Origin of the sequence: Enterobacter sp. E12, assembly GCF_014596715.2 — a bacterium.
Classification (GTDB): domain Bacteria; phylum Pseudomonadota; class Gammaproteobacteria; order Enterobacterales; family Enterobacteriaceae; genus Enterobacter; species Enterobacter bugandensis.
Genome location: NZ_CP115601.1, coordinates 478,459 through 500,706 on the forward strand (window position 1 = coordinate 478,459; position 22,248 = coordinate 500,706).

The 22,248-nt window shown below is 57.7% G+C and carries 24 protein-coding genes; 19 read left to right on the top strand and 5 right to left on the bottom strand.

The window, feature by feature from the left end:
• The first annotated feature begins 2 nt into the window (after positions 1-2).
• Positions 3-347: a gamma-glutamylcyclotransferase gene (locus tag IB212_RS02320; protein WP_008501424.1), complete on the top strand. Its 345-nt coding sequence runs from the start codon at positions 3-5 to the stop codon at positions 345-347.
• A gap of 54 nt (positions 348-401) precedes the next feature.
• On the opposite strand, the gene ppa is transcribed toward IB212_RS02320, so the two are convergent.
• Complete coding sequence (ppa, locus tag IB212_RS02325; RefSeq protein WP_041911466.1) at positions 402-932, bottom strand: inorganic diphosphatase; 531 nt, start codon at positions 930-932, stop codon at positions 402-404.
• Positions 933-1,241: 309 nt separating this feature from the next.
• Between ppa and ytfQ the strand changes: the two genes are divergently transcribed.
• The 5 genes from ytfQ to IB212_RS02350 all read left to right on the top strand — a co-directional run bounded on the left by ytfQ (position 1,242) and on the right by IB212_RS02350 (position 7,409).
• A complete protein-coding gene (gene ytfQ / locus IB212_RS02330; protein ID WP_021240696.1) occupies positions 1,242-2,198 on the top strand; it encodes a galactofuranose ABC transporter substrate-binding protein YtfQ in 957 nt (318 codons plus the stop codon).
• A gap of 65 nt (positions 2,199-2,263) precedes the next feature.
• Positions 2,264-3,766 carry a galactofuranose ABC transporter, ATP-binding protein YtfR gene (gene ytfR / locus IB212_RS02335; protein WP_188246051.1) on the top strand — a complete coding sequence of 501 codons (1,503 nt, stop codon included), beginning with the start codon at positions 2,264-2,266 and terminating at the stop codon, positions 3,764-3,766.
• A 10-nt stretch (positions 3,767-3,776) separates the two neighbouring features.
• Positions 3,777-4,802: a galactofuranose ABC transporter, ATP-binding protein YtfT gene (gene ytfT, locus IB212_RS02340; protein WP_162196517.1), complete on the top strand. Its 1,026-nt coding sequence runs from the start codon at positions 3,777-3,779 to the stop codon at positions 4,800-4,802.
• Positions 4,789-5,769 carry a galactofuranose ABC transporter, permease protein YjfF gene (yjfF, locus tag IB212_RS02345; RefSeq protein ID WP_041911463.1) on the top strand — a complete coding sequence of 327 codons (981 nt, stop codon included), beginning with the start codon at positions 4,789-4,791 and terminating at the stop codon, positions 5,767-5,769. Before ytfT ends, yjfF begins: the two co-directional genes overlap by 14 nt.
• Before the next feature lie 68 nt (positions 5,770-5,837).
• Positions 5,838-7,409 carry a methyl-accepting chemotaxis protein gene (locus tag IB212_RS02350; protein ID WP_188246050.1) on the top strand — a complete coding sequence of 524 codons (1,572 nt, stop codon included), beginning with the start codon at positions 5,838-5,840 and terminating at the stop codon, positions 7,407-7,409.
• On the opposite strand, the gene IB212_RS02355 is transcribed toward IB212_RS02350, so the two are convergent.
• Entirely contained in the window at positions 7,381-7,737 is a 357-nt protein-coding gene (locus tag IB212_RS02355) for a LysR family transcriptional regulator (RefSeq protein ID WP_041911461.1), read from the bottom strand. The two genes, IB212_RS02350 and IB212_RS02355, sit on opposite strands and share 29 nt — an antisense overlap.
• Before the next feature lie 148 nt (positions 7,738-7,885).
• The gene (fbp, locus tag IB212_RS02360) at positions 7,886-8,884 is read right to left on the bottom strand and encodes a class 1 fructose-bisphosphatase (RefSeq protein WP_028015293.1); all 999 of its coding nucleotides are present in this window, start codon (positions 8,882-8,884) and stop codon (positions 7,886-7,888) included.
• Positions 8,885-9,081: 197 nt separating this feature from the next.
• Here fbp and mpl point away from each other — a divergent pair, with 197 nt between their 5' ends.
• The gene (gene mpl / locus IB212_RS02365; RefSeq protein WP_048999482.1) at positions 9,082-10,455 is read left to right on the top strand and encodes a UDP-N-acetylmuramate:L-alanyl-gamma-D-glutamyl-meso-diaminopimelate ligase; all 1,374 of its coding nucleotides are present in this window, start codon (positions 9,082-9,084) and stop codon (positions 10,453-10,455) included.
• A gap of 74 nt (positions 10,456-10,529) precedes the next feature.
• On the opposite strand, the gene yjgA is transcribed toward mpl, so the two are convergent.
• Complete coding sequence (yjgA, locus tag IB212_RS02370; protein WP_028015295.1) at positions 10,530-11,081, bottom strand: ribosome biogenesis factor YjgA; 552 nt, start codon at positions 11,079-11,081, stop codon at positions 10,530-10,532.
• Between the two features lie 95 nt (positions 11,082-11,176).
• On the opposite strand from yjgA, the gene pmbA reads away from it, so the two are divergent.
• Both pmbA and cybC read left to right on the top strand, forming a co-directional pair.
• A complete protein-coding gene (pmbA, locus tag IB212_RS02375; protein WP_032644960.1) occupies positions 11,177-12,529 on the top strand; it encodes a metalloprotease PmbA in 1,353 nt (450 codons plus the stop codon).
• Positions 12,530-12,569: 40 nt separating this feature from the next.
• Positions 12,570-12,956: a cytochrome b562 gene (cybC, locus tag IB212_RS02380; protein ID WP_028015297.1), complete on the top strand. Its 387-nt coding sequence runs from the start codon at positions 12,570-12,572 to the stop codon at positions 12,954-12,956.
• A 70-nt stretch (positions 12,957-13,026) separates the two neighbouring features.
• On the opposite strand, the gene IB212_RS02385 is transcribed toward cybC, so the two are convergent.
• Complete coding sequence (locus tag IB212_RS02385) at positions 13,027-13,182, bottom strand: Hok/Gef family protein (protein ID WP_041911460.1); 156 nt, start codon at positions 13,180-13,182, stop codon at positions 13,027-13,029.
• A gap of 416 nt (positions 13,183-13,598) precedes the next feature.
• Between IB212_RS02385 and IB212_RS02390 the strand changes: the two genes are divergently transcribed.
• Genes IB212_RS02390 through IB212_RS02435 form a run of 10 tightly spaced genes read left to right on the top strand, consistent with a single transcriptional unit; the run spans position 13,599 to position 22,173 of the window.
• Positions 13,599-13,937 (top strand): PRD domain-containing protein, encoded by a 339-nt coding sequence (locus IB212_RS02390; RefSeq protein ID WP_026080657.1) that lies wholly within the window; start codon positions 13,599-13,601, stop codon positions 13,935-13,937.
• A gap of 10 nt (positions 13,938-13,947) precedes the next feature.
• The gene (locus tag IB212_RS02395; RefSeq protein ID WP_023293430.1) at positions 13,948-14,310 is read left to right on the top strand and encodes an SFCGS family glycine-rich protein; all 363 of its coding nucleotides are present in this window, start codon (positions 13,948-13,950) and stop codon (positions 14,308-14,310) included.
• Between the two features lie 2 nt (positions 14,311-14,312).
• Positions 14,313-14,612 carry a DUF4312 family protein gene (locus IB212_RS02400; protein WP_008501409.1) on the top strand — a complete coding sequence of 100 codons (300 nt, stop codon included), beginning with the start codon at positions 14,313-14,315 and terminating at the stop codon, positions 14,610-14,612.
• A gap of 22 nt (positions 14,613-14,634) precedes the next feature.
• Positions 14,635-15,411: a DUF4311 domain-containing protein gene (locus tag IB212_RS02405; RefSeq protein ID WP_023310182.1), complete on the top strand. Its 777-nt coding sequence runs from the start codon at positions 14,635-14,637 to the stop codon at positions 15,409-15,411.
• Positions 15,412-15,424: 13 nt separating this feature from the next.
• On the top strand, positions 15,425-16,066 hold the full coding sequence (locus tag IB212_RS02410; RefSeq protein WP_003856081.1) for a DUF4310 family protein: 642 nt from the start codon (positions 15,425-15,427) through the stop codon (positions 16,064-16,066).
• Between the two features lie 42 nt (positions 16,067-16,108).
• On the top strand, positions 16,109-17,242 hold the full coding sequence (locus IB212_RS02415) for an amidohydrolase/deacetylase family metallohydrolase (RefSeq protein WP_188246049.1): 1,134 nt from the start codon (positions 16,109-16,111) through the stop codon (positions 17,240-17,242).
• Positions 17,226-18,344 (top strand): DgaE family pyridoxal phosphate-dependent ammonia lyase, encoded by a 1,119-nt coding sequence (locus tag IB212_RS02420; RefSeq protein ID WP_028015299.1) that lies wholly within the window; start codon positions 17,226-17,228, stop codon positions 18,342-18,344. Before IB212_RS02415 ends, IB212_RS02420 begins: the two co-directional genes overlap by 17 nt.
• Positions 18,341-19,081: a 2-dehydro-3-deoxy-phosphogluconate aldolase gene (dagF, locus tag IB212_RS02425; RefSeq protein WP_041911457.1), complete on the top strand. Its 741-nt coding sequence runs from the start codon at positions 18,341-18,343 to the stop codon at positions 19,079-19,081. The genes IB212_RS02420 and dagF overlap by 4 nt, the downstream gene beginning before the upstream one ends.
• Before the next feature lie 25 nt (positions 19,082-19,106).
• A complete protein-coding gene (locus IB212_RS02430) occupies positions 19,107-20,243 on the top strand; it encodes a lactonase family protein (protein WP_188246048.1) in 1,137 nt (378 codons plus the stop codon).
• A gap of 19 nt (positions 20,244-20,262) precedes the next feature.
• Entirely contained in the window at positions 20,263-22,173 is a 1,911-nt protein-coding gene (locus IB212_RS02435; protein WP_041911455.1) for a transcription antiterminator, read from the top strand.
• Positions 22,174-22,248 lie beyond the last annotated feature (75 nt).

A 22,248-nucleotide genomic window follows, 5' to 3' on the forward strand; every position in this document is an offset into this window, starting at 1 on the left:
CAATGCGAATATTTGTCTACGGCAGTTTACGAACCAGGCAAGGCAACAGTCACTGGATGACCAATGCCCAGCTACTGGGGAATTACAATATCGAGAACTACCAGTTGTACAGCCTGGGCCACTATCCAGGCGCGGTTCCCGGCGAAGGAACAGTACAGGGTGAAGTTTATCGTATTGATAATGCTACACTTGCCGAACTTGATGCCTTGCGCACCAGGGGCGGTGAATACGCTCGCCAGTTGATCCAGACACCGTACGGAAGCGCGTGGATGTATGTCTACCAGCGTCCGGTCGACGGGTTAACGCGGATTGTAAGCGGTAACTGGTTAGACAGAGACCAGTACTGAAAAACGACAACGCCACCGTGAGGTGGCGTTGTTGTTTGTGTCTGGCAGTAAGAATTACTTCTTAGCAGCGCGTTCGAAGGAGGCGATGATTTCTGCTTTCGCCGCTTCTGCGTTGTCCCAGCCGTCAACCTTAACCCATTTACCTTTTTCGAGGTCTTTGTAGTGCTCGAAGAAGTGGGCGATCTGCGCTTTCAGCAGCTCTGGCAGGTCATTCACATCTTTAATGTGATCGTACTCTTTGCTCAGCTTGGTGTGCGGTACCGCAACCAGCTTCGCATCTTCACCCGCTTCGTCAGTCATCTTCAGCACGCCAACAGGACGGCAGCGAATGACGGAGCCTGGCTGCAGTGGGTATGGCGTTGGAACCAGCACGTCAACCGGGTCACCGTCCAGAGACAGGGTGTGGTTGATGTAGCCGTAGTTGCACGGATAGAACATGGCGGTAGACATGAAACGGTCAACGAACAGCGCACCGGTGTCTTTGTCGATTTCGTATTTGATTGGATCTGCGTTGGCCGGGATTTCAATAACAACGTAGATGTCTTCTGGCAGTTCTTTACCCGCTGGGACGTTGAGTAAGCTCATGTCGGTGTCCTTTAAAATGGATGGTAAACAAGTGGCAGGTATTATAGCCAACTCACGCTGAATGTCTCCGCCTCTTTTCGCTTTCTCTCCCCGCAAGCCCCACTTTTCAGACCGTTTCCATGACAGGAAAATCCATAAACTCAGCCGCATTTTTAATGGTGAAATGAAAGCGATTACAAACTTGTGATTAACATTTTATTCACTTTCCTGAAGTGTGATGTAACGCAATTCGTTACATATTTCATTGGCTATAGTCATTTCGCAGAACATCTTTTAACCAACAATAAACACCCCTACGAGGACGCTCATATGTGGAAGCGCTTACTTCTTGTCACAGCAGTTTCGGCAGCCATGTCGTCTATGGCGATGGCCGCTCCCTTAACCGTAGGTTTTTCGCAAGTTGGCTCTGAATCCGGCTGGCGTGCGGCGGAAACCAACGTTGCGAAAAGCGAGGCTCAGAAACGCGGCATCACCCTGAAAATCGCCGATGGTCAGCAAAAGCAGGAAAACCAGATCAAAGCCGTGCGCTCGTTTATCGCCCAGGGCGTGGATGCCATTTTTATTGCGCCAGTGGTGGCGACCGGCTGGGAACCGGTTCTGAAGGAAGCGAAAGACGCTGAAATTCCGGTCTTCCTGCTCGACCGTTCCATCGATGTTAAAGACAAATCTCTCTATATGACCACCGTCACCGCTAATAACGTGCTTGAAGGGCAGTTAATTGGCGACTGGCTGATTAAACAGGTCGACGGCAAGCCGTGTAACGTCGTTGAACTGCAGGGCACCGTCGGCGCGAGCGTGGCCATCGACCGTAAGAAAGGCTTTGCTGAGGCCATTGCCAAAGCGCCAAACATCAAGATTATCCGCTCCCAGTCCGGCGACTTTACCCGCAGTAAGGGTAAAGAGGTCATGGAGAGCTTTATCAAGGCTGAAAACAACGGCAAGAATATCTGCATGGTTTACGCCCACAACGATGACATGGCGATCGGGGCGATTCAGGCGATTAAAGAAGCGGGCCTGAAGCCGGGCAAAGATATCCTCACCGGCTCTATCGACGGCGTGCCGGACATCTACAAAGCGATGATCGACGGTGAAGCCAATGCCAGCGTCGAGCTGACGCCGAACATGGCGGGCCCGGCATTCGACGCGCTGGAGAAATTCAAGAAAGACGGCACGATGCCTGAGAAAGTGACCGTCACCAAGTCCACGCTCTACCTGCCTGATACAGCGAAAGAAGAGTTAGAGAAGAAGAAAAATATGGGCTACTGATCCAGTGAAATTGCCGGGTAGCGCTGCGCTTACCCGGCCTATGGGAACGTGCCGGGGACGTGAATATGAAAACTGAACAACACCAGGAAATCCTCCGCACAGAGGGCTTGAGTAAATTCTTCCCCGGCGTAAAGGCGCTGGATAGCGTTGATTTCAGCCTGCGGCGCGGTGAGATCATGGCGCTGCTGGGCGAGAACGGCGCGGGAAAATCGACGCTGATTAAATCGCTGACCGGCGTTTATCACGCCGATCGCGGCACCATCTGGCTGGAAGGCAACGCCATTTCGCCAAAAAATACCGCCCACGCCCAGCAGTTGGGGATCGGGACGGTTTACCAGGAAGTGAACCTGCTGCCGAATATGTCGGTGGCAGACAACCTGTTTATTGGCCGCGAGCCACGCCGCTTTGGCCTGCTGCGCCGCAAAGAGATGGAGGCGCGCGCCACGAAGCTGATGGAGTCCTACGGCTTCTCCCTCGACGTCCGCGAGCCGCTGAACCGCTTTTCCGTGGCGATGCAGCAGATCGTCGCCATCTGTCGCGCGATCGATCTCTCTGCGAAGGTGCTGATCCTCGATGAACCCACCGCCAGCCTCGATACCCAGGAAGTGGAGATGCTCTTCACCCTGATGCGCCAGCTGCGCGATCAGGGCGTGAGCCTGATCTTCGTCACGCATTTCCTCGATCAGGTGTATGAGGTGAGCGACCGCATTACGGTGCTGCGCAACGGCAGCTTTGTTGGCTGCCGCGAAACCCGCGAGCTGCCGCAGATCGAGCTGGTGAAAATGATGCTGGGCCGCGAGCTGGAAACCAACGCGCTCCAGCGTGCGGGCCGCACGTTGCTGAGCGAAAAACCGGTTGCCGCGTTCAGCGATTACGGCAAGAAAGGCGTGATATCGCCGTTTAACCTTCAGGTGCGCCCCGGCGAAATTGTCGGGCTGGCGGGCCTGCTGGGCTCGGGCCGAACCGAAACCGCCGAGGTGATCTTCGGGATCAAGCCTGCCGACAGCGGCACCGCGCTGATCAAGGGCAAACCGCAAACCCTGCGATCGCCGCATCAGGCCTCCTGTCTGGGCGTTGGCTTCTGCCCGGAAGACCGAAAAACGGACGGCATCATTGCCGCCGCCTCGGTGCGGGAAAATATCATCCTGGCCCTGCAGGCCCAGCGCGGCTGGCTGCGCCCGATCCCACGTAAAGAGCAAAACGCCATCGCCGAGCGCTTTATCCGCCAGCTCGGCATCCGCACCCCGAGCGCGGAACAGCCGATTGAATTTCTCTCCGGCGGTAACCAGCAGAAGGTGCTGCTCTCCCGCTGGCTGCTGACCAAACCGCAGTTCCTGATCCTTGACGAGCCGACGCGCGGTATCGACGTGGGCGCGCACGCCGAAATTATCCGGCTTATCGAAACGCTCTGTGCGGACGGGCTGGCCCTGCTGGTTATCTCATCTGAGCTGGAGGAGCTGGTGGGCTATGCCGATCGCGTCATCATCATGCGCGATCGCAAACAGGTGGCAGAGATCCCGCTGGATAAACTGTCCGTTCCGGCAATCATGAATGCCATCGCGGCGTAAGGAGTGAATCGTGATGTCCCGTTCGCTTTCGCAAACCGGTGAGTCAAAGCGCCGCTTTAGCTGGCCAACCGGCACGCCGCAAATTGCAGCGCTGCTGGTGGTGCTGCTGGTGGATAGCCTTGTCGCACCGCATTTCTTCCAGATTATTGTTCAGGATGGCCGCCTGTTTGGCAGCCCGATCGATATTTTAAACCGCGCCGCGCCCGTGGCGCTGCTGGCGATTGGGATGACGCTGGTGATCGCCACCGGCGGAATAGATCTCTCCGTCGGCGCGGTGATGGCTATCGCCGGGGCCACGGCAGCCTCCATGACCGTGGCCGGTCACAGCCTGCCGGTGGTACTGCTGGCGGCCTTAGGCACCGGCGTGCTGGCCGGACTATGGAACGGCATTCTGGTGGCGGTGCTGAAAATTCAGCCCTTTGTCGCTACGCTGATCCTGATGGTGGCCGGGCGCGGGGTCGCACAGTTGATCACCTCGGGGCAGATTGTTACCTTCAACTCTCCGAGCCTGGCATGGCTTGGCAGCGGCAACCTTCTGTTCTTCCCGACGCCAGTGATTATTGCCCTGGTCACGCTTGTTGTCTTTTGGCTCTTCACCCGCAAAACGGCGCTCGGCATGTTTATTGAGGCGGTGGGGATCAACATTCGCGCCGCGCGCAACGCCGGGGTCAACACCCGCCTGATGGTGATGCTGACCTACGTGCTGAGCGGCGTCTGCGCCGCCATTGCCGGTGTCATCGTCGCCGCCGATATTCGCGGGGCCGATGCCAATAACGCAGGGCTCTGGCTGGAGCTGGATGCGATCCTCGCGGTGGTGATCGGCGGCGGGTCGCTGATGGGCGGGCGCTTTAACCTGCTGCTCTCGGTGATCGGCGCGCTGATCATTCAGGGCATGAACACCGGGATCCTGCTCTCGGGATTCCAGCCGGAACTCAACCAGGTGGTAAAAGCGGTAGTTGTACTCTGCGTGCTGATCGTCCAGTCGCCGCGCTTTGTCAGCATCATTAAGGGGATCCGTGGCCATGATAAAACGTAATTTACCGTTAATGATCACGCTGGGCGTGTTTGTGCTGGGGTATCTCTACTGCCTCACGCAGTTCCCCGGTTTTGCCTCAACGCGCGTGATCTGCAACATTCTGACGGACAACGCCTTTTTAGGCATTATCGCCGTCGGCATGACCTTTGTGATCCTCTCCGGCGGGATCGATCTCTCCGTCGGCTCGGTGATCGCGTTCACGGGGGTATTCCTTGCGAAGGCGATCGGCTTCTGGGGCATCTCGCCGCTGGTGGCGTTTCCGCTGGTGCTGGTGATGGGCTGCGCGTTTGGCGCCTTTATGGGGCTTCTGATCGACGCGCTGAAAATTCCGGCCTTTATCATCACGCTGGCCGGGATGTTTTTCCTGCGCGGCGTAAGTTATCTGGTTTCTGAGGAGTCGATTCCGATTAACCATCCGGTGTATGACACGCTCTCCAGCCTGGCGTGGAAAATTCCCGGCGGCGGGCGTTTAAGTGCGATGGGGCTGCTGATGTTGGGGGTGGTGGTGATTGGTATTTTCCTTGCCCACCGAACCCGGTTTGGCAATCAGGTTTATGCTATTGGCGGCAACGCCACGTCGGCCAACCTGATGGGGATCTCAACCCGCAGCACCACCATCCGCATCTATATGCTCTCGACCGGCCTGGCAACGCTGGCGGGTATTGTCTTCTCAGTTTATACCCAGGCGGGCTATGCCCTTGCAGGCGTCGGCGTCGAGCTGGATGCGATTGCCTCGGTGGTTATCGGCGGCACGCTGCTCAGCGGTGGGGTAGGGACGGTGCTGGGGACGCTGTTCGGCGTCGCGATCCAGGGGCTGATACAAACCTATATCAACTTTGACGGCACGCTCAGTTCGTGGTGGACGAAGATCGCCATCGGCATTCTGCTGTTTATTTTTATTGCCCTGCAGCGGGGGCTGACGGTGCTCTGGGAGAATCGTCAGAGTTCGCCTGTAACACGTGTATAAATATTCTCCGGTAGCGGCCGATAATCTTCTTTTATGCCCAGAAATATCTCGCTACCGGAAATAATATCATGCTTAAAACGCTATCGATTCGTACCGGCTTGCTCTCTTTACTGGCCGTTATGACCCTTCTGCTGCTGATTGTCAGCGGCATCGGCATTTATGCCCTCACACAGAGTTCTTCCTCACTGCAGCGCATTAATCACCTTCAGGGTGAGCAGATGGTGCAGCTGAATACCGGCTATACGCTGATCCTGCGCGCGCGCAATGAGGCGGGTCAGGCCGTCCGCATGATGGAAATCGGCATGCTGGACGATGCGGCCAAAGCGGTAAAAAACATCAATCAGGAAGTCGCCCTGGCCCGGAAAACGTTAAAAGGCGTGATTGACGGCGGCGTGGCTGACGAACAGGGGCAGCAGCTCCTCGACAAAGTCGCGGCCAGCCTGGCGACATATAACCAGCAGGGGATCGGCCCGATGCTGAAAACCCTGAATGACCAGAGCGCAGACAGCTATTACGATCTGCTGGAGAACACGCTGATTCCGGTGGCGAAGCAGTTCGATAACGACATGCAGGCGTTTCAGAAATGGAGCGAAGCGCGAGGTCAGGCGGAAGTGAGCGCCGTGCAGGCGAGTAAAACCCGCGTGCTGATCCTGATTATTGTCGCCGCGCTGCTGACGGCGGGCATTATCGCGCTCGCCTGGCTGGCGCTGCGCCATATGCTGCTCAAGCCGCTCTCGGCGTCGATTGCTCGGCTGGAGAACGTGGCAGCGGGCGATTTAACCCACATGCTGAATGCCCCGGCGAGCCAGGAGTTTAACCGCCTCAACGCGGCGATAGAGGAGATGCGTCAGTCGCTGATGAGCTCGGTTCTGCGGGTTCGCGATGCCAGCTCGCAAATTGATACCGGCAGCCGCGAGCTGACGGCGGGGAACCGGGATCTTGCCGAGCGCACCGAATCCACCGCCACGTCGCTGGAGCAGACCGCCGCCAGCATGGAGCAGATCACCGCCACGGTGAAGCTTAACGCCGACAACGCCGAGCAGGCGCACCAGCTGGCGAAGTCTGTTTCCGACACCGCCGATCGCGGCAGCGAAATGGTCTGCTACGTGATTGAAAAAATGCGCGATATCTCCGGCAGTTCGGCGCGCATCGCCGACATCCTGAGCGTGATTGACGGTATTGCCTTCCAGACCAACATTCTGGCGCTTAACGCCTCCGTGGAAGCGGCGCGCGCGGGCGAGCAGGGGCGCGGGTTTGCCGTGGTCGCGGGTGAAGTCCGCAACCTTGCCAGCCGCAGCGCCGACGCGGCGAAAGAGATCCGCTCTCTGATCGGCGATTCGCAGGCCCACGTTAACGAGGGCAGCGAGCTGGCCCAGCAGGCGGGTGAAACGATGGATGAGATTGCCACCGAAGTGCTGCGCATGACCAAACTGATGCGCGAAATTGCCACCGCGTCTCAGGAGCAGAGCCGCGGCATCGAGCAGGTGAATATTGCGGTGAACCAGATGGATGAAACCGCGCAGCAGAATGCGGCGCTGGTGCAGCAATCCTCCGCCGCGACCCGCTCCCTTGAGGAGCAGTCGCGTCAGCTGATGGAAGCCATGTCATCATTTAAAGTGACGGCTCAGACTGCGGCATAATATTTCCCAGCCCCGGTGCGTTCTGTGCCGGGGCTTTATTTCTCGCGGAATTTACTGCCGCAATATTATCGTGAATATCACCCATTAATAATTCCAGCGAGTTGGTTAACGCTAACGCTTTTTCAGTCGGCTCGAGATATAAACCTTTGCGAAAAAATAATGGCTCATCAAACAGTTGATTAAAACGCTTCAACGCCAGGCTCACCGCAGGACGGGACATCTCCAGGCGCAAAGAGGCTTTTGCCATACTGCCGCAGCGGACGACTTCAATAAATACAGGGATAAGATTTAAATCAATGCCGGTATTAGCCCGGGAATAATTTTTCATTGCAATTCTGCTCCAGGAAATAAATGTCAAACTGTTATGGAAATAATGCAGGAGCAGGGGTGAAGATTAAAGCGTGATTTTTATAAACACTTATACGGTAAAATATATAAATGTGTTGGGGAGCCAGACTGGCTCCCCGGGAGAGATATTACGCGTCCGGGTACTCACGGATAAAACGTTCAACGTCTTCAACCATATGGTTGTTGCCAACGAAGAACGAACGACGCTGGTGAAGGCTTTCCGGCACGATGTCCAGAATACGCTGTTTACCGTCGCTCGCCTTGCCGCCAGCCTGTTCGGCCAGGAACGCCATCGGGTTGCATTCGTACAGCAGGCGCAGCTTCCCGTCCGGGTGGCTGGCGGTGCTTGGGTAAAGGTAGATACCGCCCTTCAGCAGGTTACGGTGGAAATCCGCGACCAGAGAGCCAATGTAGCGGGACGTGTAAGGGCGCTGGGTCGCTTTATCTTCTTCCTGGCAGAATTTGATGTACTTCTTCACGCCGTTCGGGAACTTGATGTAGTTGCCTTCGTTGATGGAGTAAGTGCTGCCTTTCTCCGGGAAGCGCATACGTTCCTGGCACAGGCAGAAGACGCCCAGCGACGGATCGTAGGTAAAGGCGTGAACCCCGCATCCGGTGGTGTAGACCAGCATGGTGGACGAGCCATAAACGACGTAACCGGCCGCAACCTGGTTACTGCCCGGCTGCAGGAAATCTTCTTCGGTTACCGGCGTACCAACAGGCGTGACGCGGCGGTAGATGGAGAAAATGGTACCGACAGAAACGTTAACGTCGATGTTGGAGGAGCCGTCGAGCGGATCCATCAGTACGACGTATTTCGCGTGTTCACACCCTTCGAAAACAACAATTTCATCTTCTTCTTCGGAGGCGATACCCGCAACGATGTCGCGCGCGCGCAGTGCAGCTTTCAGTTTTTCATTTGCGAACAGATCGAGTTTCTGCTGAACCTCGCCCTGAACGTTCTCGGCACCGCTGGCACCCAGGATATCGACCAGACCGGCCTTGTTGATATCACGGTGGATGATCTTAGCGCCCAGCTTTATTGCCGACAGCAAAGCAGTGAGTTCACCCGTAGCATGAGAGAACTCGTGCTGCTTTTCGACAATAAATTCACCTAACGTTTTCATAACACTTTCCCTGCATCTTTGTGAGTAGAGCGATTGTATGTTCACTAAAACGACTAAAGCCCAACAATCTTAACAAATATTCAAATAGTAGCGCAGAGGTGAATCGCGCCAGCAACATACGGATTTACCTGAAATGCGTTTCACAGCCGCTAACATGTGAGTAAAATGTGCGCCACATTAAAGAAGGATAGTGACGTATGCGCATTCATATATTGGGGATTTGTGGCACTTTCATGGGCGGACTGGCAATGCTGGCGCGCTCGCTGGGCCATGAAGTGACAGGTTCGGACGCCAATGTGTATCCGCCGATGAGCACGCTTCTGGAAAAACAGGGTATCTCTTTAATTCAGGGCTACGATGCCAGCCAGCTGGATCCCGAGCCGGATCTGGTCATCATTGGCAACGCCATGACCCGCGGTAACCCGTGCGTTGAAGCGGTGCTGGAACGCAATATTCCGTTCATGTCCGGCCCGCAGTGGCTGCATGATTTCGTGCTGCGCGACCGCTGGGTGGTTGCCGTAGCCGGTACCCACGGCAAAACCACCACCGCCGGTATGGCGACCTGGATCCTCGAAGCCTGCGGCTACAAGCCGGGCTTCGTGATCGGCGGCGTGCCGGGTAACTTCGACGTCTCTGCGCGTCTCGGCGACAGCCCGTTCTTTGTGATTGAAGCGGATGAATACGACTGCGCATTCTTCGACAAGCGTTCCAAATTCGTGCACTACTGCCCGCGCACGCTGATCCTCAACAACCTTGAGTTTGACCACGCGGATATCTTTGACGACCTGAAAGCCATTCAGAAACAGTTCCACCACCTGGTGCGCATTGTTCCGGGCCAGGGCCGCATTATCCTGCCGGAGAACGACATCAACCTGAAGCAGACCCTGGCGATGGGCTGCTGGAGCGAGCAGGAACTGGTGGGCGAGCAGGGCCACTGGCAGGCGAAAAAACTCAACGCGGATGCCTCCGAGTGGGAAGTACTGCTCGACGGTGAGAAAGTGGGCGAGGTGAAGTGGGGCCTGGTGGGCGAGCACAACATGCACAACGGCCTGATGGCGATCGCCGCGGCGCGCCACGTGGGCGTACTGCCTGCGGATGCGGCCAATGCGCTGGGGACGTTTATCAACGCCCGCCGCCGCCTGGAGCTGCGCGGCGAAGCGAACGGCGTGACGGTGTATGACGATTTCGCGCACCACCCAACGGCCATTCTGGCGACGCTTGCTGCGTTACGCGGCAAGGTTGGCGGCACCGCGCGCATTCTGGCGGTGCTGGAACCGCGCTCGAACACCATGAAAATGGGCATCTGCAAAGACGACCTCGCACCGTCCCTGGGACGTGCCGACGAAGTCTTCCTGCTGCAGCCGCAGCATATTCCGTGGCAGGTGGCTGAAGTGGCCGACGCCTGCATTCAGCCTGCGCACTGGAGCGCGGACGTAGATGTCTTAGCGGATATGGTGGTGAAAGCCGCACAGCCTGGCGACCACATTCTGGTGATGAGCAACGGCGGGTTCGGTGGGATCCATCAGAAGCTGCTGGACGGTCTGGCGAAGAAAGCCGCGGCCGCAGAGTAAAAAAAAGCCCGGTGGCGCTAGCGCTTACCGGGCTTACATTATCTCTTCTCCCTCTCCTCTTTGGGGTGAGGGGATTACTCTGCGTTCTCAGACAGCTCGCGCAGATACTGGAAAATCAGACGGGCTGATTTCGGCGGCTTATTCCCCTCTTTCTCTTTCTTCGCGTTGCGGATCAAAGAACGCAGCTGCTGGCGGTCGGCATCCGGCCACAGGTTCAGCACTTCCGGTACCGCATCATCACCCTGTTCAATCAGACGATCGCGGATCTGCTCCAGCTTATGGAACAGCGCAACCTGCTGGTTGTGGCGGTTCTTCAGCTTGTCCAGCGCCTGACGGATCGGATCCACGTCGCGCTGACGCAGCATTTTACCGATAAGCTGAAGCTGGCGACGACGGCCTTCTTTCTTGATTTTCTGTGCCAGTTCAATGGCATCACGCAGATCCTGGTCGAGCGGGATCTTATCCAGCGCGTTTTTACCCAGTTCTACCATTTCTGCGCCAAGCTGTTTTAACTCTTCGGCGTCACGTTTAATTTCACTTTTACTGACCCAGATGATCTCATCATCTTCGTCTTCGATGTCATCACCGGGAACGTCGTCGAGCCAGTCTTCGGGCTGCTTAGTCATGTCAGGCTCCTTAAAAAAAGAGGCTAATGTTACCAGTTAAGACGCGCACTGAAAAACGGTTCTCTGTTAGACTTCACTTAACTCTCTCTTACAGTATGGCATTTGCGATGAAAGTAACCTCACAAGTTGAAGCGCAGCGTAAGATTCTGGAAGAAGCCGTCTCCACCGCGCTGACGCTCGCTTCAGGTAAATCAGATGGCGCCGAAGTGGCGGTCAGCAAAACCACCGGCATTAGCGTGAGCACCCGCTATGGCGAAGTGGAGAATGTAGAATTTAACAGCGATGGCGCGCTTGGGATCACGGTGTATCACCAGAACCGCAAAGGCAGCGCATCGTCCACCGATCTCAGCCCGGATGCCATCGCCCGCACGGTGCAGGCGGCGCTGGATATCGCCCGTTACACCTCTCCGGATCCTTACGCAGGCGTGGCGGATAAAGATCTGCTGGCGTTTGACGCGCCGGATCTCGATCTGTTCCATCCGGCGGAAGTCACGCCGGATGAAGCGATTGAACTGGCCGCGCGCGCCGAGCAGGCGTCTTTGCAGGCTGACAAGCGCATCACGAATACCGAAGGCGGCAGCTTCAACAGCCACTACGGCATCAAAGTTTTCGGCAACAGCCACGGCATGCTGCAGGGCTACTGCTCCACCCGTCACTCGCTTTCAAGCTGCGTGATTGCCGAAGAGAACGGCGACATGGAGCGTGACTACGCCTACACCATTGGCCGCGCGCTGGGGGATTTGCAGTCTCCTGAGTGGGTGGGCAAAGAGTGTGCCGAACGCACGCTGTCTCGCCTGTCGCCGCGTAAGCTCTCCACCATGAAGGCCCCAGTCATTTTTGCTAATGAAGTGGCGACCGGCCTGTTTGGTCATCTGGTGGGCGCTATCGCGGGCGGCTCGGTGTACCGTAAATCGACCTTCCTGCTCGACTCGCTGGGCAAGCAGATCCTGCCGGAGTGGCTGACTATCGAGGAACATCCGCACCTGCTGAAAGGGCTGGCCTCCACGCCATTCGACAGCGAAGGCGTGCGCACTGAACGCCGCGATATCGTTAAAGACGGCATTCTGACCCAGTGGCTGCTGACCAACTACTCCGCGCGCAAGCTGGGGCTGAAAAGCACCGGACATGCGGGCGGGATCCACAACTGGCGCATTGCCGGTCAGGGCCTGAACTTCGAGCAGATGCTGAAAGAGATGGGCACCGGTCTGGTGGTCACCGAGCTGATGGGCCAGGGCGTAAGCGGCATCACCGGTGACTATTCTCGCGGTGCGGCAGGCTTCTGGGTCGAAAACGGCGAAATTCAGTATCCGGTGAGCGAAATTACCATCGCCGGTAACCTGAAGGACATGTGGCGCAATATCGTTACGGTCGGTAACGATATTGAAACACGTAGCAATATACAGTGTGGTTCTGTATTACTGCCAGAAATGAAAATCGCCGGCCAGTAATACCCGACAAGCGTTTTAATAATAAAAAAGGAAGTGAGCAATGCGTAAACACCTGTTAGCGATCGTCGCGGCTTCAACGCTGGTTCTTGGCTCTTCTGCGTTTGCTGCCGATCTCGAAGACAACATGGACATCCTCAGTCAAAACCTGAAGGTAGTGCAGAAAACGGACAATGCGGCGGAAATGAAAGGCGCACTGACCAAAATGCGTGAAGCGGCGCTGGACGCGCAAAAAGCGACGCCGCCAAAGCTGGAAAGCAAAGCGGCAGACAGCGCAGAGATGAAAGACTATCGCCACGGCTTTGACGTGCTGGTCGGTCAGATCGACGGCGCGCTGAAGCTGGCTAACGAAGGCAAAGTGAAGGAAGCCCAGGCGGCGGCCGACCAGTTTGTGGCGACGCGCAACACGTATCACAAGAAATACCGTTAATTGGGTGCCTGAGCTGTACGTCCTTCCTCCGTATGCGGAGGCGCACTAAGCGCCCCCGCATCCTTGCTCCCTACTGGCCGGAGCGACAATCCATCCGCGCTGTCACTTCAAGCGAGCCGTTTCGAAAACGGATCTCGCACAGTGTTTTCCTCGTCACCAGCGTTAAGATGATTATTGTCAAAGCAACAATCATCGAAACCCGGATAATTGGGGATTGGCGTTTCATGGATGCCTCCTTGCTTTAAAGCGGGCGAGGTAGCGAACTCCACGGTCCGACGTGTCGTTTCGAGCCCCCGCCCTGATTTTCTATCAGGCGGGGCTTTCCACTTTCCGTCCCATGCCTGAGACGGTCAGTCTCAAGCACCCGCAGCCACTCTAGCGAATCCCCATAAGAAAACCTTATCCACGTCACATTTCTACGAGCCTGCTCGTAAACTTTTCCACTCCGCTTACCTGTTTAGTGCCGCTTAATAGCGTGATATTCATCACGTAAATGCGGCCGTTAATCCAGATTCACCATATTTATGTGGCACAGATCACTGCTGCGGCTCGCCTTTCCACTTCGAAGTGGAAAACAACTCGCTACAAACCCTTCACGCCCAACGTTAGTTTTATTCCAGAGCCATTAACGGGGTAAGACGAGTGATTAACGGAGCGGTAATGAACGACGTTGGGGAACAGGCGGTACAAACAGAACAGCTCGCGAACACCATGCTGCAGCAGGTTTATGCCCTGCTGGCCCGGCACAACATCATCCCCAATGCGGTACAGGAGCAGATGCTCACCTCCCACGTTCGCGCAATGGCGCACCGGTCCGTGACCGGCGAGCCGCTGCCGGAGGTTGAAGCAGAGCTGTTCGACGAAATTTCACCAGATTCAATGCAGCTTGCCCGTGAAGTGGTGGCGCAGTTTGGCAACCTTCCTGATGAAGAGGCCTGGCTGCTCTCCGTTCACTTTGAAGTCGCGAAAGACAACCTTTAAGGAGCAACACATGGAACAGATTACAGTCGTGATTGGCGATCGCCTGGGTAAAGGTCAGAAAGTGGCTGCGGGTGTGGAAAAAGCAGGTGGACGCGCAGTGGTTGTGCCGGGCATGGCGGCGGACATGAAGCTCGGCGACGTAATGAAAGCGGAAAACGCCACCTTCGGCATCTCCTTCTGCGGCAGCGGCGGCGCGGGTGCCATCACCGCCCAAACCAAATATGGCTACAAGGCCAAATACGGCATGCGTTCCGTGGAAGAGGGCGTGACCGCCATCAACGAAGGCTGCAACGTGCTGGGCTTTGGCTTTATGGATAAAGAAGAGCTGGGCGAGCGTCTGGTGCAGGCGTGGCAGAAGAAATACGGCGCATAAGCATGAAAGAACAGTTCACAACCACGGTGAGAGTGAAGGGGAAGGGCGACGCCAAAGCGCGCGCCTTTGCCGACGCGCTCAACCACGTTCAGGCCGCGGTGATGAAAGCCTCACCGCATATCTTACTGCGTATTGAGCCACAGGATGTGCAGGTAGTTCAGGCGCAAGAAGCGGTGCGTAAAGAAGCGTTTCTGTTCTTCTTTTTGCGCCGGGAAAGACGCACCTACAGCGTGGAGCTGGATGTGACCGTCAACGTGACCGCCATCAATCTTGACCGGGTGGATTTCGTCACGCAACGCTGATTATTCATAAAAGGGCAGACTGATGTTCTTAATTATATTAATAAAATCGCTCATCATTGGCGGCCTGGTTGGCGTCGGTGTCGGAGCCGGGGCTGCACGCATGTTTCATGCGCCTACCACTCAGGGTATGGGCGCGTTTCGTACGTTGGGGGAACTGAACTCCTGTGAAGGGGATCCGGCGTCCCACTTCTCCTTTGGGTTAGGTTTCTTCTTTAACGCCTGGGCCTCTTCCGTGGCTGCAGGTGCCTTCACACAGGACGTTGACCACCGCATCATCCCTAACTGGGGTGCTGCTGCACTGATGATCAAAAACCGTAACGTCGGCGAAACGCTGCACGATCCCCGCAAAATGGCGATTGCCTGCGGCGTGATTGGCATGCTCGTCGTGACCTTCCTGAACCTGACCGCCTCCTCCGTGCCGGCAGCGCTGCAGGTTACCGCCGTGAAGGTGCTGGTGCCTGCCGCGAACCTGCTGGTTAACACCGTGATGCCGGTGATCTTCTGGCTGGCGGCCATCGACGCGGGTAAAAAATCGGGCTTCTGGGCCACCATCTTCGGCGGCGCGGCGCAGCTGATCATGGGGAACGCCGTACCGGGTCTGGTTCTCGGCATCCTGATCGGTAAAGGCGTTGAGGAGAGCGGCTGGAACCACGTCACCAAAGTGATGATGGCGGCGATCGTGCTGCTGTTCGTGTTGAGCGGCTTCTTCCGCGGCTTCGACATGAAGATGATCGAATCCTTCCATCTGACCGTGCCGAACTGGCTCGACATGATCCACAACTCGCTCAGCGGTAAATAACAGGAGCCTCTACATGGAACAGAATAAAGGTTTTTGGTATGCCGACTGGTCGTTCCCGATCTTCGTTGGCCTGCTCTCCTCCGGCGTCTTCGCCGGGACGCACATGTACTACCTCTACGGCATCGGCGCGTTTAACGAAGTGGCCTTCGTGGCGATGCTGAAAGCGGGAATCGATACCGGCGTCTACGGCGCGGTGGCGGCGTTCGGCGCGAGCTTCCTGTTCGCCCGCATTATTGAAGGATCGCTGGTGGGTATTCTCGACATCGGCGGGGCGATCCAGACCGGCGTAGGCCTCGGCGTACCGGCGCTGCTGCTGGGTGCGGGGATCATGTTCCCGGTGACCAACTTCATCGCCTCGCTGATTACCGGCCTGGTGATTGGTCTGGCGATTGGCTACGTCATCATCCTGGCGCGTAAGTTCACCATCAACCAGAGCAACTCCACCTACGGCGCAGACGTGATGATGGGCGCGGGTAACGCCTCCGGCCGCTTCCTCGGGCCGCTGATTATCCTCAGCGCGATGACCGCCTCCATTCCAATCGGCGTCGGTTCGCTGGTCGGCGCGCTGCTGTTCTACATCTGGCAGAAGCCGATTACCGGTGGCGCCATCCTCGGCGCAATGATTTTGGGCTGGCTGTTCCCGGTCGCCCTTTAATACTCGCGGGCGCTCCGGCGCCCGCCCTATCAGGAGAGCCTCATGTTTGATTTACTCCTGCGCCGTGCGCGCCTCGCCGACAATACCCTGACCGATATCGCCATTCAGGACGGGAAAATTGCCGCGACGGGCGACATAGACGCTCCCGCCCGTAAAACGGTTGAGCTTAACGGTGACGTGTACGTTAGCGCGGGCTGGATTGACTCCCACGTTCACTGCTACCCGAACTCCCCGATTTACCACGACGAGCCGGACAGCGTGGGCATTGCCACCGGCGTCACCACCGTGGTGGACGCGGGCAGTACCGGGGCCGACGACGTGGACGATTTTTATGAAATCACCCGCAAAGCCTCCACCGAGGTCTTTGCCCTGCTGAACATCTCCCGCGTGGGGCTGATTGCCCAGAACGAGCTGGCCAACATGGCAAACATTGACGCCGATGCGGTGAAGCAGGCGGTGAAGCGCCACCCGGATTTTATTGTCGGCCTGAAGGCGCGCATGAGCAGCAGCGTGGTCGGTGAAAACGGCATCACGCCGCTGGAGCGCGCCAAAGCCATCCAGAAAGAGAATGGCGACTTGCCGCTGATGGTGCACATCGGCAATAACCCGCCGAACCTCGATGAAATCGCCGAGCTGTTAAGCTCCGGCGACATCATTACCCACTGCTATAACGGTAAGCCTAACCGCATTCTGACGCCGTCCGGCGAGCTGCGCGCCTCCATCACCTCCGCCCTGAAGCGTGGCGTGCGTCTGGACGTCGGCCACGGCACGGCGAGCTTCAGCTTTGAGGTGGCGAAACGCGCCATCGCGATGGGCATTCTGCCGCACACCATCAGCTCGGATATCTACTGCCGCAACCGCATCAACGGCCCGGTTGGCTCGCTGGCAAGCGTGATGTCGAAGTTTCTCGCCATCGGCATGTCATTGCCGCAGGTGATTGACTGCGTGACCTCGAACGCCGCCGACGGCCTGCGCCTGACGCGTAAGGGTCGCATCCAGCCGGGTCTCGACGCCGACCTGACGCTGTTCACGATTAAACGCCAGCCAACGGTGCTGACGGACGCTGAAAACGACAGCCTGCAGGCTGAACACATTCTGGTGCCGCTTGCCGCGATCCGCGCGGGCAAGGGCTACATGACCGAACAAGGGAGCACGGAACATGCCTTCGATTTATGAGAAGTATAATTTAAAGCAGGTTATCAACACCTCTGGCCGCATGACGGCGCTGGGCGTCTCCACGCCGCGCCCGGAAGTAGTGCAGGCGGCGATGGACGGCATGAATCATTACTTCGAGATGAAGGATCTGGTCAATAAAACCGGGGAATACATCGCGAAGCTGCTGGATGTGGAAGGGGCGACGGTGGTCTCCTGCGCGTCGGCGGGCATCGCCCAGTCCGTGGCGGCGGTGCTGGTAAAAGACAGCGACTGGCTGCTGGAAAACCTGCACGTCACGCCAATCGAGAACAATGAAATCGTCCTGCCGAAAGGCCACAACGTTAACTTTGGCGCGCCGGTCGGCACCATGGTGGCGCTGGGCGGCGGCAAGCTGGTGGAAGCGGGCTACGCCAACGAATGCTCCGCCGACCAGCTGGCGGCGGCCATCACCCCGCGCACGGCGGCGATCCTCTACATCAAATCGCACCACTGCGTGCAGAAAAGCATGCTCAGCGTCGAGCAGGCGGCAGTCGTCGCACGTAAACACTCCCTGCCGCTGATCGTTGATGCCGCGGCGGAAGAAGATCTGCACGTGTACTACCGCTCCGGCGCGGATCTGGTGATTTACAGCGGCGCGAAAGCGATCGAGGGGCCAACCAGCGGCCTGGTGATCGGCAAAACCCAGTACGTCGAGTGGGTGAAACGCCAGACGGCGGGTATTGGCCGCGCCATGAAGGTGGGTAAAGAGGGGATCCTCGGCCTGACCTGCGCCATCGAACACTACCTGACGGCCACCAAGGAAAGCGGCGCCGAGATGGTGGCGAAAATGACGCCGTTTATCGACGCGCTCAACACCCTGAACGGCGTCACCGCCCGCGTGGTCTGGGACAGCGCGGGTCGCGATATCGCCCGCACCGAAATTAAGTTCGACGAAGCCACCACAGGCGTCGGCACGGGTGACCTGGTGAACGCGCTCAAGCAGGGCGAATACGCCATCTATTTCCGTGGCTACAAGGCCAACGAAGGGATTATCGAAGCGGACGTGCGCAGCGTAAGTGCTGACCAGCTGAACATCGTCTACCGCCGCATTAGTGAAGTATTAGGACAGGAGAAAAACGCATGAAACTGACCCCCAATTTTTACCGTGACCGCGTCTGCCTGAACGTGCTGGCCGGCTCGAAAGCCAACGCCAGCGCCATTTACGAGGCGGCGGAAGGTCACGTGCTGGTGGGCGTGCTCTCCAAAAATTACCCGGACGTGGCGAGCGCGGTCGCGGATATGCGTGAATACGCGGCGCTGATTGATAACGCGCTCTCCGTAGGGCTGGGCGCGGGCGATCCGAACCAGTCGGCAATGGTGAGCGAGATCTCCCGCCAGGTGCAGCCGCAGCACGTTAATCAGGTCTTCACCGGCGTGGCCGCGAGCCGCGCGCTGCTGGGGCAGAATGAATCGGTGGTCAATGGCCTGGTCTCTCCGACCGGTACCGTCGGTATGGTGAAAATCTCCACCGGCCCGCTGAGCAGCAAAGCGCCGGACGGTATCGTGCCGGTTGAAACGGCGATTGCCCTGCTGAAAGACTTCGGCGGCAGTTCGATTAAGTACTTCCCGATGGGCGGCCTCAAGTGCCGTGACGAATACCAGGCGGTGGCGGAAGCCTGCGCCCGTCACGACTTCTGGCTGGAGCCGACGGGGGGTATCGATCTGGAAAACTATGAGGCGATCCTGCAGATCGCCCTCGACGCGGGCGTAAGCAAAATCATCCCGCATATCTACAGTTCAATTATCGACAAAGCCAGCGGCGATACGCGTCCCGAAGATGTGCGTACGCTGCTGGCGATGACGAAGAAGCTGGTGAAGTAGAACTCACACATATAAAGGAGCCACCATGCACACCCGTAACCTGCTTGTCGCTTCACTCTCAATGCTCGCCACCGCCGCCATCGCCCAGACGCAATACGCCTGGGTGGGCACCTATAATCCGAATGGTGAAGGGCTGTACCGTTTTACCGTTGACCCGCAAACCGGCGCGCTCGATAACAAAACGCTGGTGAGCAAACTGCCGAATGCGGCGCAGTTGACCCTTTCGCAAGACGGTAAAACGCTGTATCTGGCAAGCGAAGTGGAGCAGGGCGTGGTGCAGGCGCTGCGCGTCGGCGATAACGGTGAGCTGAGCGAGCTGAATCAGGTGGCCTCCGGCGGCGCCGGGCCGGTGTATCTTTCGCTAACGCCAAACGGCAAGCATCTGCTGGTGGCGAACTACGTCAGCGGATCGATTGCCGTTTTGCCCGTCAACGCGGACGGCAGCCTGGGTGACGCGACGGACAGACATCAGGACCAGGGCGAACCGGGCGCGGCGAAGCCGGAAGCGGCTGTCGAAGGTAGCTTTGCCATCAGCGATCACAACGGCCCGCATGCGCACATGATCGCCGCCGATCCGAGTGGGAAGTACGTTTTTTCCACCGATCTTGGGCTGGATCGTATCTATCAGTACCGCTTTGACGATCGAACCGGAAAGCTAACGCCGAACGATCCGCCGTTTATCAGCGCCTCCTCAAAAGGCGCCGGCCCGCGTCATTTTGTTTTTACGCCGAAAGGCGATGCCCTGTGGCTGATTAACGAAGAGGCGTCGACGCTCACCCATTATGCGCTGGACAGCAGCGGCAGACTGAAAGAGGGTAAAACGGTCTCTGCCCTGCCGGACGGCTATAAAGGCACCAGTTTTGCTGCCGGGCTGGCGCTAAGCGCCGATGGTAAACAGCTGTATGTGGCGAACCGTTTGCATAACAGCATCGGGCACTTTACCGTAACAGCGGAGGGCACGCTGACGCATCAGGAGGATGTCTGGACGCGCGGCGACTACCCGCGCACCCTGACGCTCGATAAGCAGGGCCGCTGGCTGTACGTCATGAACCAGCGCAGCGACAACATTACCCGTTTCCGCGTGGCGCAGGACGGCAAGCTGATCTTCGAGCCAGACTATACCCCGGTCGGCAGCCCATCCCAGATGGTCATTTCACCCTGAGCAGTAAGAGGACAACGACGTGCGATTTCCGAACCAACGTTTAGCGCAACTTTTCGATCTGTTGCAAAACGAGACGCTGCCGCAGGACGAGCTGGCGCAGCGGCTGTCGGTCTCCACGCGAACCGTCCGCGCAGATATCACCGCCCTGAACGCGCTGCTGGCGAGCCACGGCGCGCAGTTTATTCTGAGCCGGGGTAACGGCTACCAGCTTAAAATTGACGATGCCGAGCGCTATCAGCAGCTGCAGGCATCGCACCCGCGCGCGCTGCGTATTCCCCGAACGGGACCGGAGCGCGTGCACTATCTGGTGGTGCGTTTCCTGACGTCGGCGTTTTCACTTAAGCTTGAAGATCTGGCCGACGAGTGGTTTGTCAGCCGCGCCACCTTGCAGAGCGACATGGTGGAAGTGCGCGAGTGGTTCCAGCGCTATAACCTGACGCTGGAAACCCGCCCGCGCCACGGCATGAAGCTGTTTGGCAGCGAGATGTCGGTCCGCGCCTGCCTGACCGATCTTCTGTGGGAGCTGGCGCAGCAGGACAGCCTTAACCCGCTGGTGACGGAGGTCGCGCTCAACGCCGGGGTACCGGAGCAGATGGTGGTCGTGCTTCACGAAGCGCTCACCCGCCATCACATTCGTCTGACCGACGAAGGCGAACTGTTCCTGCGCCTGTACTGCGCGGTGTCGGTGCGGCGCATCAGCGAGGGGTATCCGCTGCCGGAATTCCACGCGGAAGACGTGGAAGAGAATGTGCGCGAGGCGGCGAAGGATATCGCGGTGGCCATTCAGGAGCTGGCGGGCAAGGCGCTTGCGCCATCGGAAGAGAGCTGGCTGTGCGTCCACATCGCGGCGCGGCAGATTCAGGAGATTGCCCCCAGCGCGATTAACGCCGACGACGACGAAGCGCTGGTCAACTATATCCTGCGCTACATCAACACCCACTATAACTACAACCTGCTCAGCGACGCGCAGCTGCACGCCGATCTGCTCACGCACATCAAAACCATGATCACCCGCGTGCGCTATCAAATCATGATCCCCAATCCGCTGCTGGACAACATCAAGCAGCACTATCCGATGGCGTGGGATATGACTCTCGCGGCGGTGTCGAGCTGGGGGAAATACACGCCGTATGCGATCAGCGAGAACGAGATTGGTTTTCTGGTGCTGCACATCGGCGTGGGGCTGGAGCGCCACTACAACATCGGCTACCAGCGCCAGCCGCGCGTACTGCTGGTGTGCGACGCCGGTAATGCGATGGTGCGCATGATCGAGGCGGTGCTCCAGCGCAAATACCCGCAGATCGAGGTGACGCGCACGCTCACTCTGCGCGAGTACGAGCTTGCGGATGCCATCGGCGAAGACTTTGTCATCTCCACCGCCCGCGTGAGTGAAAAATCTAAACCGGTGGTGACGATCGCCCCGTTCCCGACCGATTATCAGTTAGAGCAGATCGGCAAGCTGGTGCTGGTGGACCGCACCCGCCCGTGGATGCTGGAGAAATACTTCGACGCGGCCCATTTCCGCATTCTCGACAAGCCTGTTGACCAGCAAACGCTGTTCCGCGAGCTGTGTGACCAGCTTGAACGCGAAGGCTTTGTTGGCGCGGAGTTTCTGGATTCGGTCGTTGAGCGTGAAGCTATCGTCAGCACCATGCTCGGCGACGGCATCGCGCTGCCGCACTCCCTCGGCCTGCTGGCACAGAAAACGGTGGTCTACACGGTGCTGGCTCCGCAGGGTATTCAGTGGGGGGATGAAACGGCGCACGTCATCTTCCTGCTCGCCATCAGCAAAAGCGAGTACGAAGAGGCGATGGCGATTTACGACATCTTCGTCACTTTCCTGCGAGAACGCGCAATGACGCGCCTGTGCCAGTGCGAGGATTTTGCGGCGTTTAAGGCTGAGGCGATGGAGAGTTTGAGCCGGTTTTGAGAGGCGTTATCCAGAATTCGATGTAATGCGAATGTAATGCTAAACTGCATTACACATTCGATTTTACTGGAGGCA

Bases quoted from the DNA above. Each gene is read 5' to 3' on its own strand.
- ytfR (WP_188246051.1), top strand. From the start codon at position 2,264: ATGAAAACTGAACAACACCAGGAAATCCTCCGCACAGAGGGCTTGAGT.
- IB212_RS02385 (WP_041911460.1), bottom strand. From the start codon at position 13,182: ATGAAACGCCAATCCCCAATTATCCGGGTTTCGATGATTGTTGCTTTG.
- ppa (WP_041911466.1), bottom strand. From the start codon at position 932: ATGAGCTTACTCAACGTCCCAGCGGGTAAAGAACTGCCAGAAGACATC.
- pmbA (WP_032644960.1), top strand. From the start codon at position 11,177: ATGGCATTTGCGATGAAAGTAACCTCACAAGTTGAAGCGCAGCGTAAG.
- IB212_RS02320 (WP_008501424.1), top strand. From the start codon at position 3: ATGCGAATATTTGTCTACGGCAGTTTACGAACCAGGCAAGGCAACAGT.
- IB212_RS02350 (WP_188246050.1), top strand. From the start codon at position 5,838: ATGCTTAAAACGCTATCGATTCGTACCGGCTTGCTCTCTTTACTGGCC.
- ytfQ (WP_021240696.1), top strand. From the start codon at position 1,242: ATGTGGAAGCGCTTACTTCTTGTCACAGCAGTTTCGGCAGCCATGTCG.
- yjfF (WP_041911463.1), top strand. From the start codon at position 4,789: ATGATAAAACGTAATTTACCGTTAATGATCACGCTGGGCGTGTTTGTG.
- fbp (WP_028015293.1), bottom strand. From the start codon at position 8,884: ATGAAAACGTTAGGTGAATTTATTGTCGAAAAGCAGCACGAGTTCTCT.
- yjgA (WP_028015295.1), bottom strand. From the start codon at position 11,081: ATGACTAAGCAGCCCGAAGACTGGCTCGACGACGTTCCCGGTGATGAC.
- IB212_RS02415 (WP_188246049.1), top strand. From the start codon at position 16,109: ATGTTTGATTTACTCCTGCGCCGTGCGCGCCTCGCCGACAATACCCTG.
- dagF (WP_041911457.1), top strand. From the start codon at position 18,341: ATGAAACTGACCCCCAATTTTTACCGTGACCGCGTCTGCCTGAACGTG.
- IB212_RS02410 (WP_003856081.1), top strand. From the start codon at position 15,425: ATGGAACAGAATAAAGGTTTTTGGTATGCCGACTGGTCGTTCCCGATC.
- IB212_RS02405 (WP_023310182.1), top strand. From the start codon at position 14,635: ATGTTCTTAATTATATTAATAAAATCGCTCATCATTGGCGGCCTGGTT.
- mpl (WP_048999482.1), top strand. From the start codon at position 9,082: ATGCGCATTCATATATTGGGGATTTGTGGCACTTTCATGGGCGGACTG.
- IB212_RS02355 (WP_041911461.1), bottom strand. From the start codon at position 7,737: ATGAAAAATTATTCCCGGGCTAATACCGGCATTGATTTAAATCTTATC.
- IB212_RS02400 (WP_008501409.1), top strand. From the start codon at position 14,313: ATGAAAGAACAGTTCACAACCACGGTGAGAGTGAAGGGGAAGGGCGAC.
- IB212_RS02420 (WP_028015299.1), top strand. From the start codon at position 17,226: ATGCCTTCGATTTATGAGAAGTATAATTTAAAGCAGGTTATCAACACC.
- IB212_RS02395 (WP_023293430.1), top strand. From the start codon at position 13,948: ATGGAACAGATTACAGTCGTGATTGGCGATCGCCTGGGTAAAGGTCAG.
- IB212_RS02430 (WP_188246048.1), top strand. From the start codon at position 19,107: ATGCACACCCGTAACCTGCTTGTCGCTTCACTCTCAATGCTCGCCACC.
- cybC (WP_028015297.1), top strand. From the start codon at position 12,570: ATGCGTAAACACCTGTTAGCGATCGTCGCGGCTTCAACGCTGGTTCTT.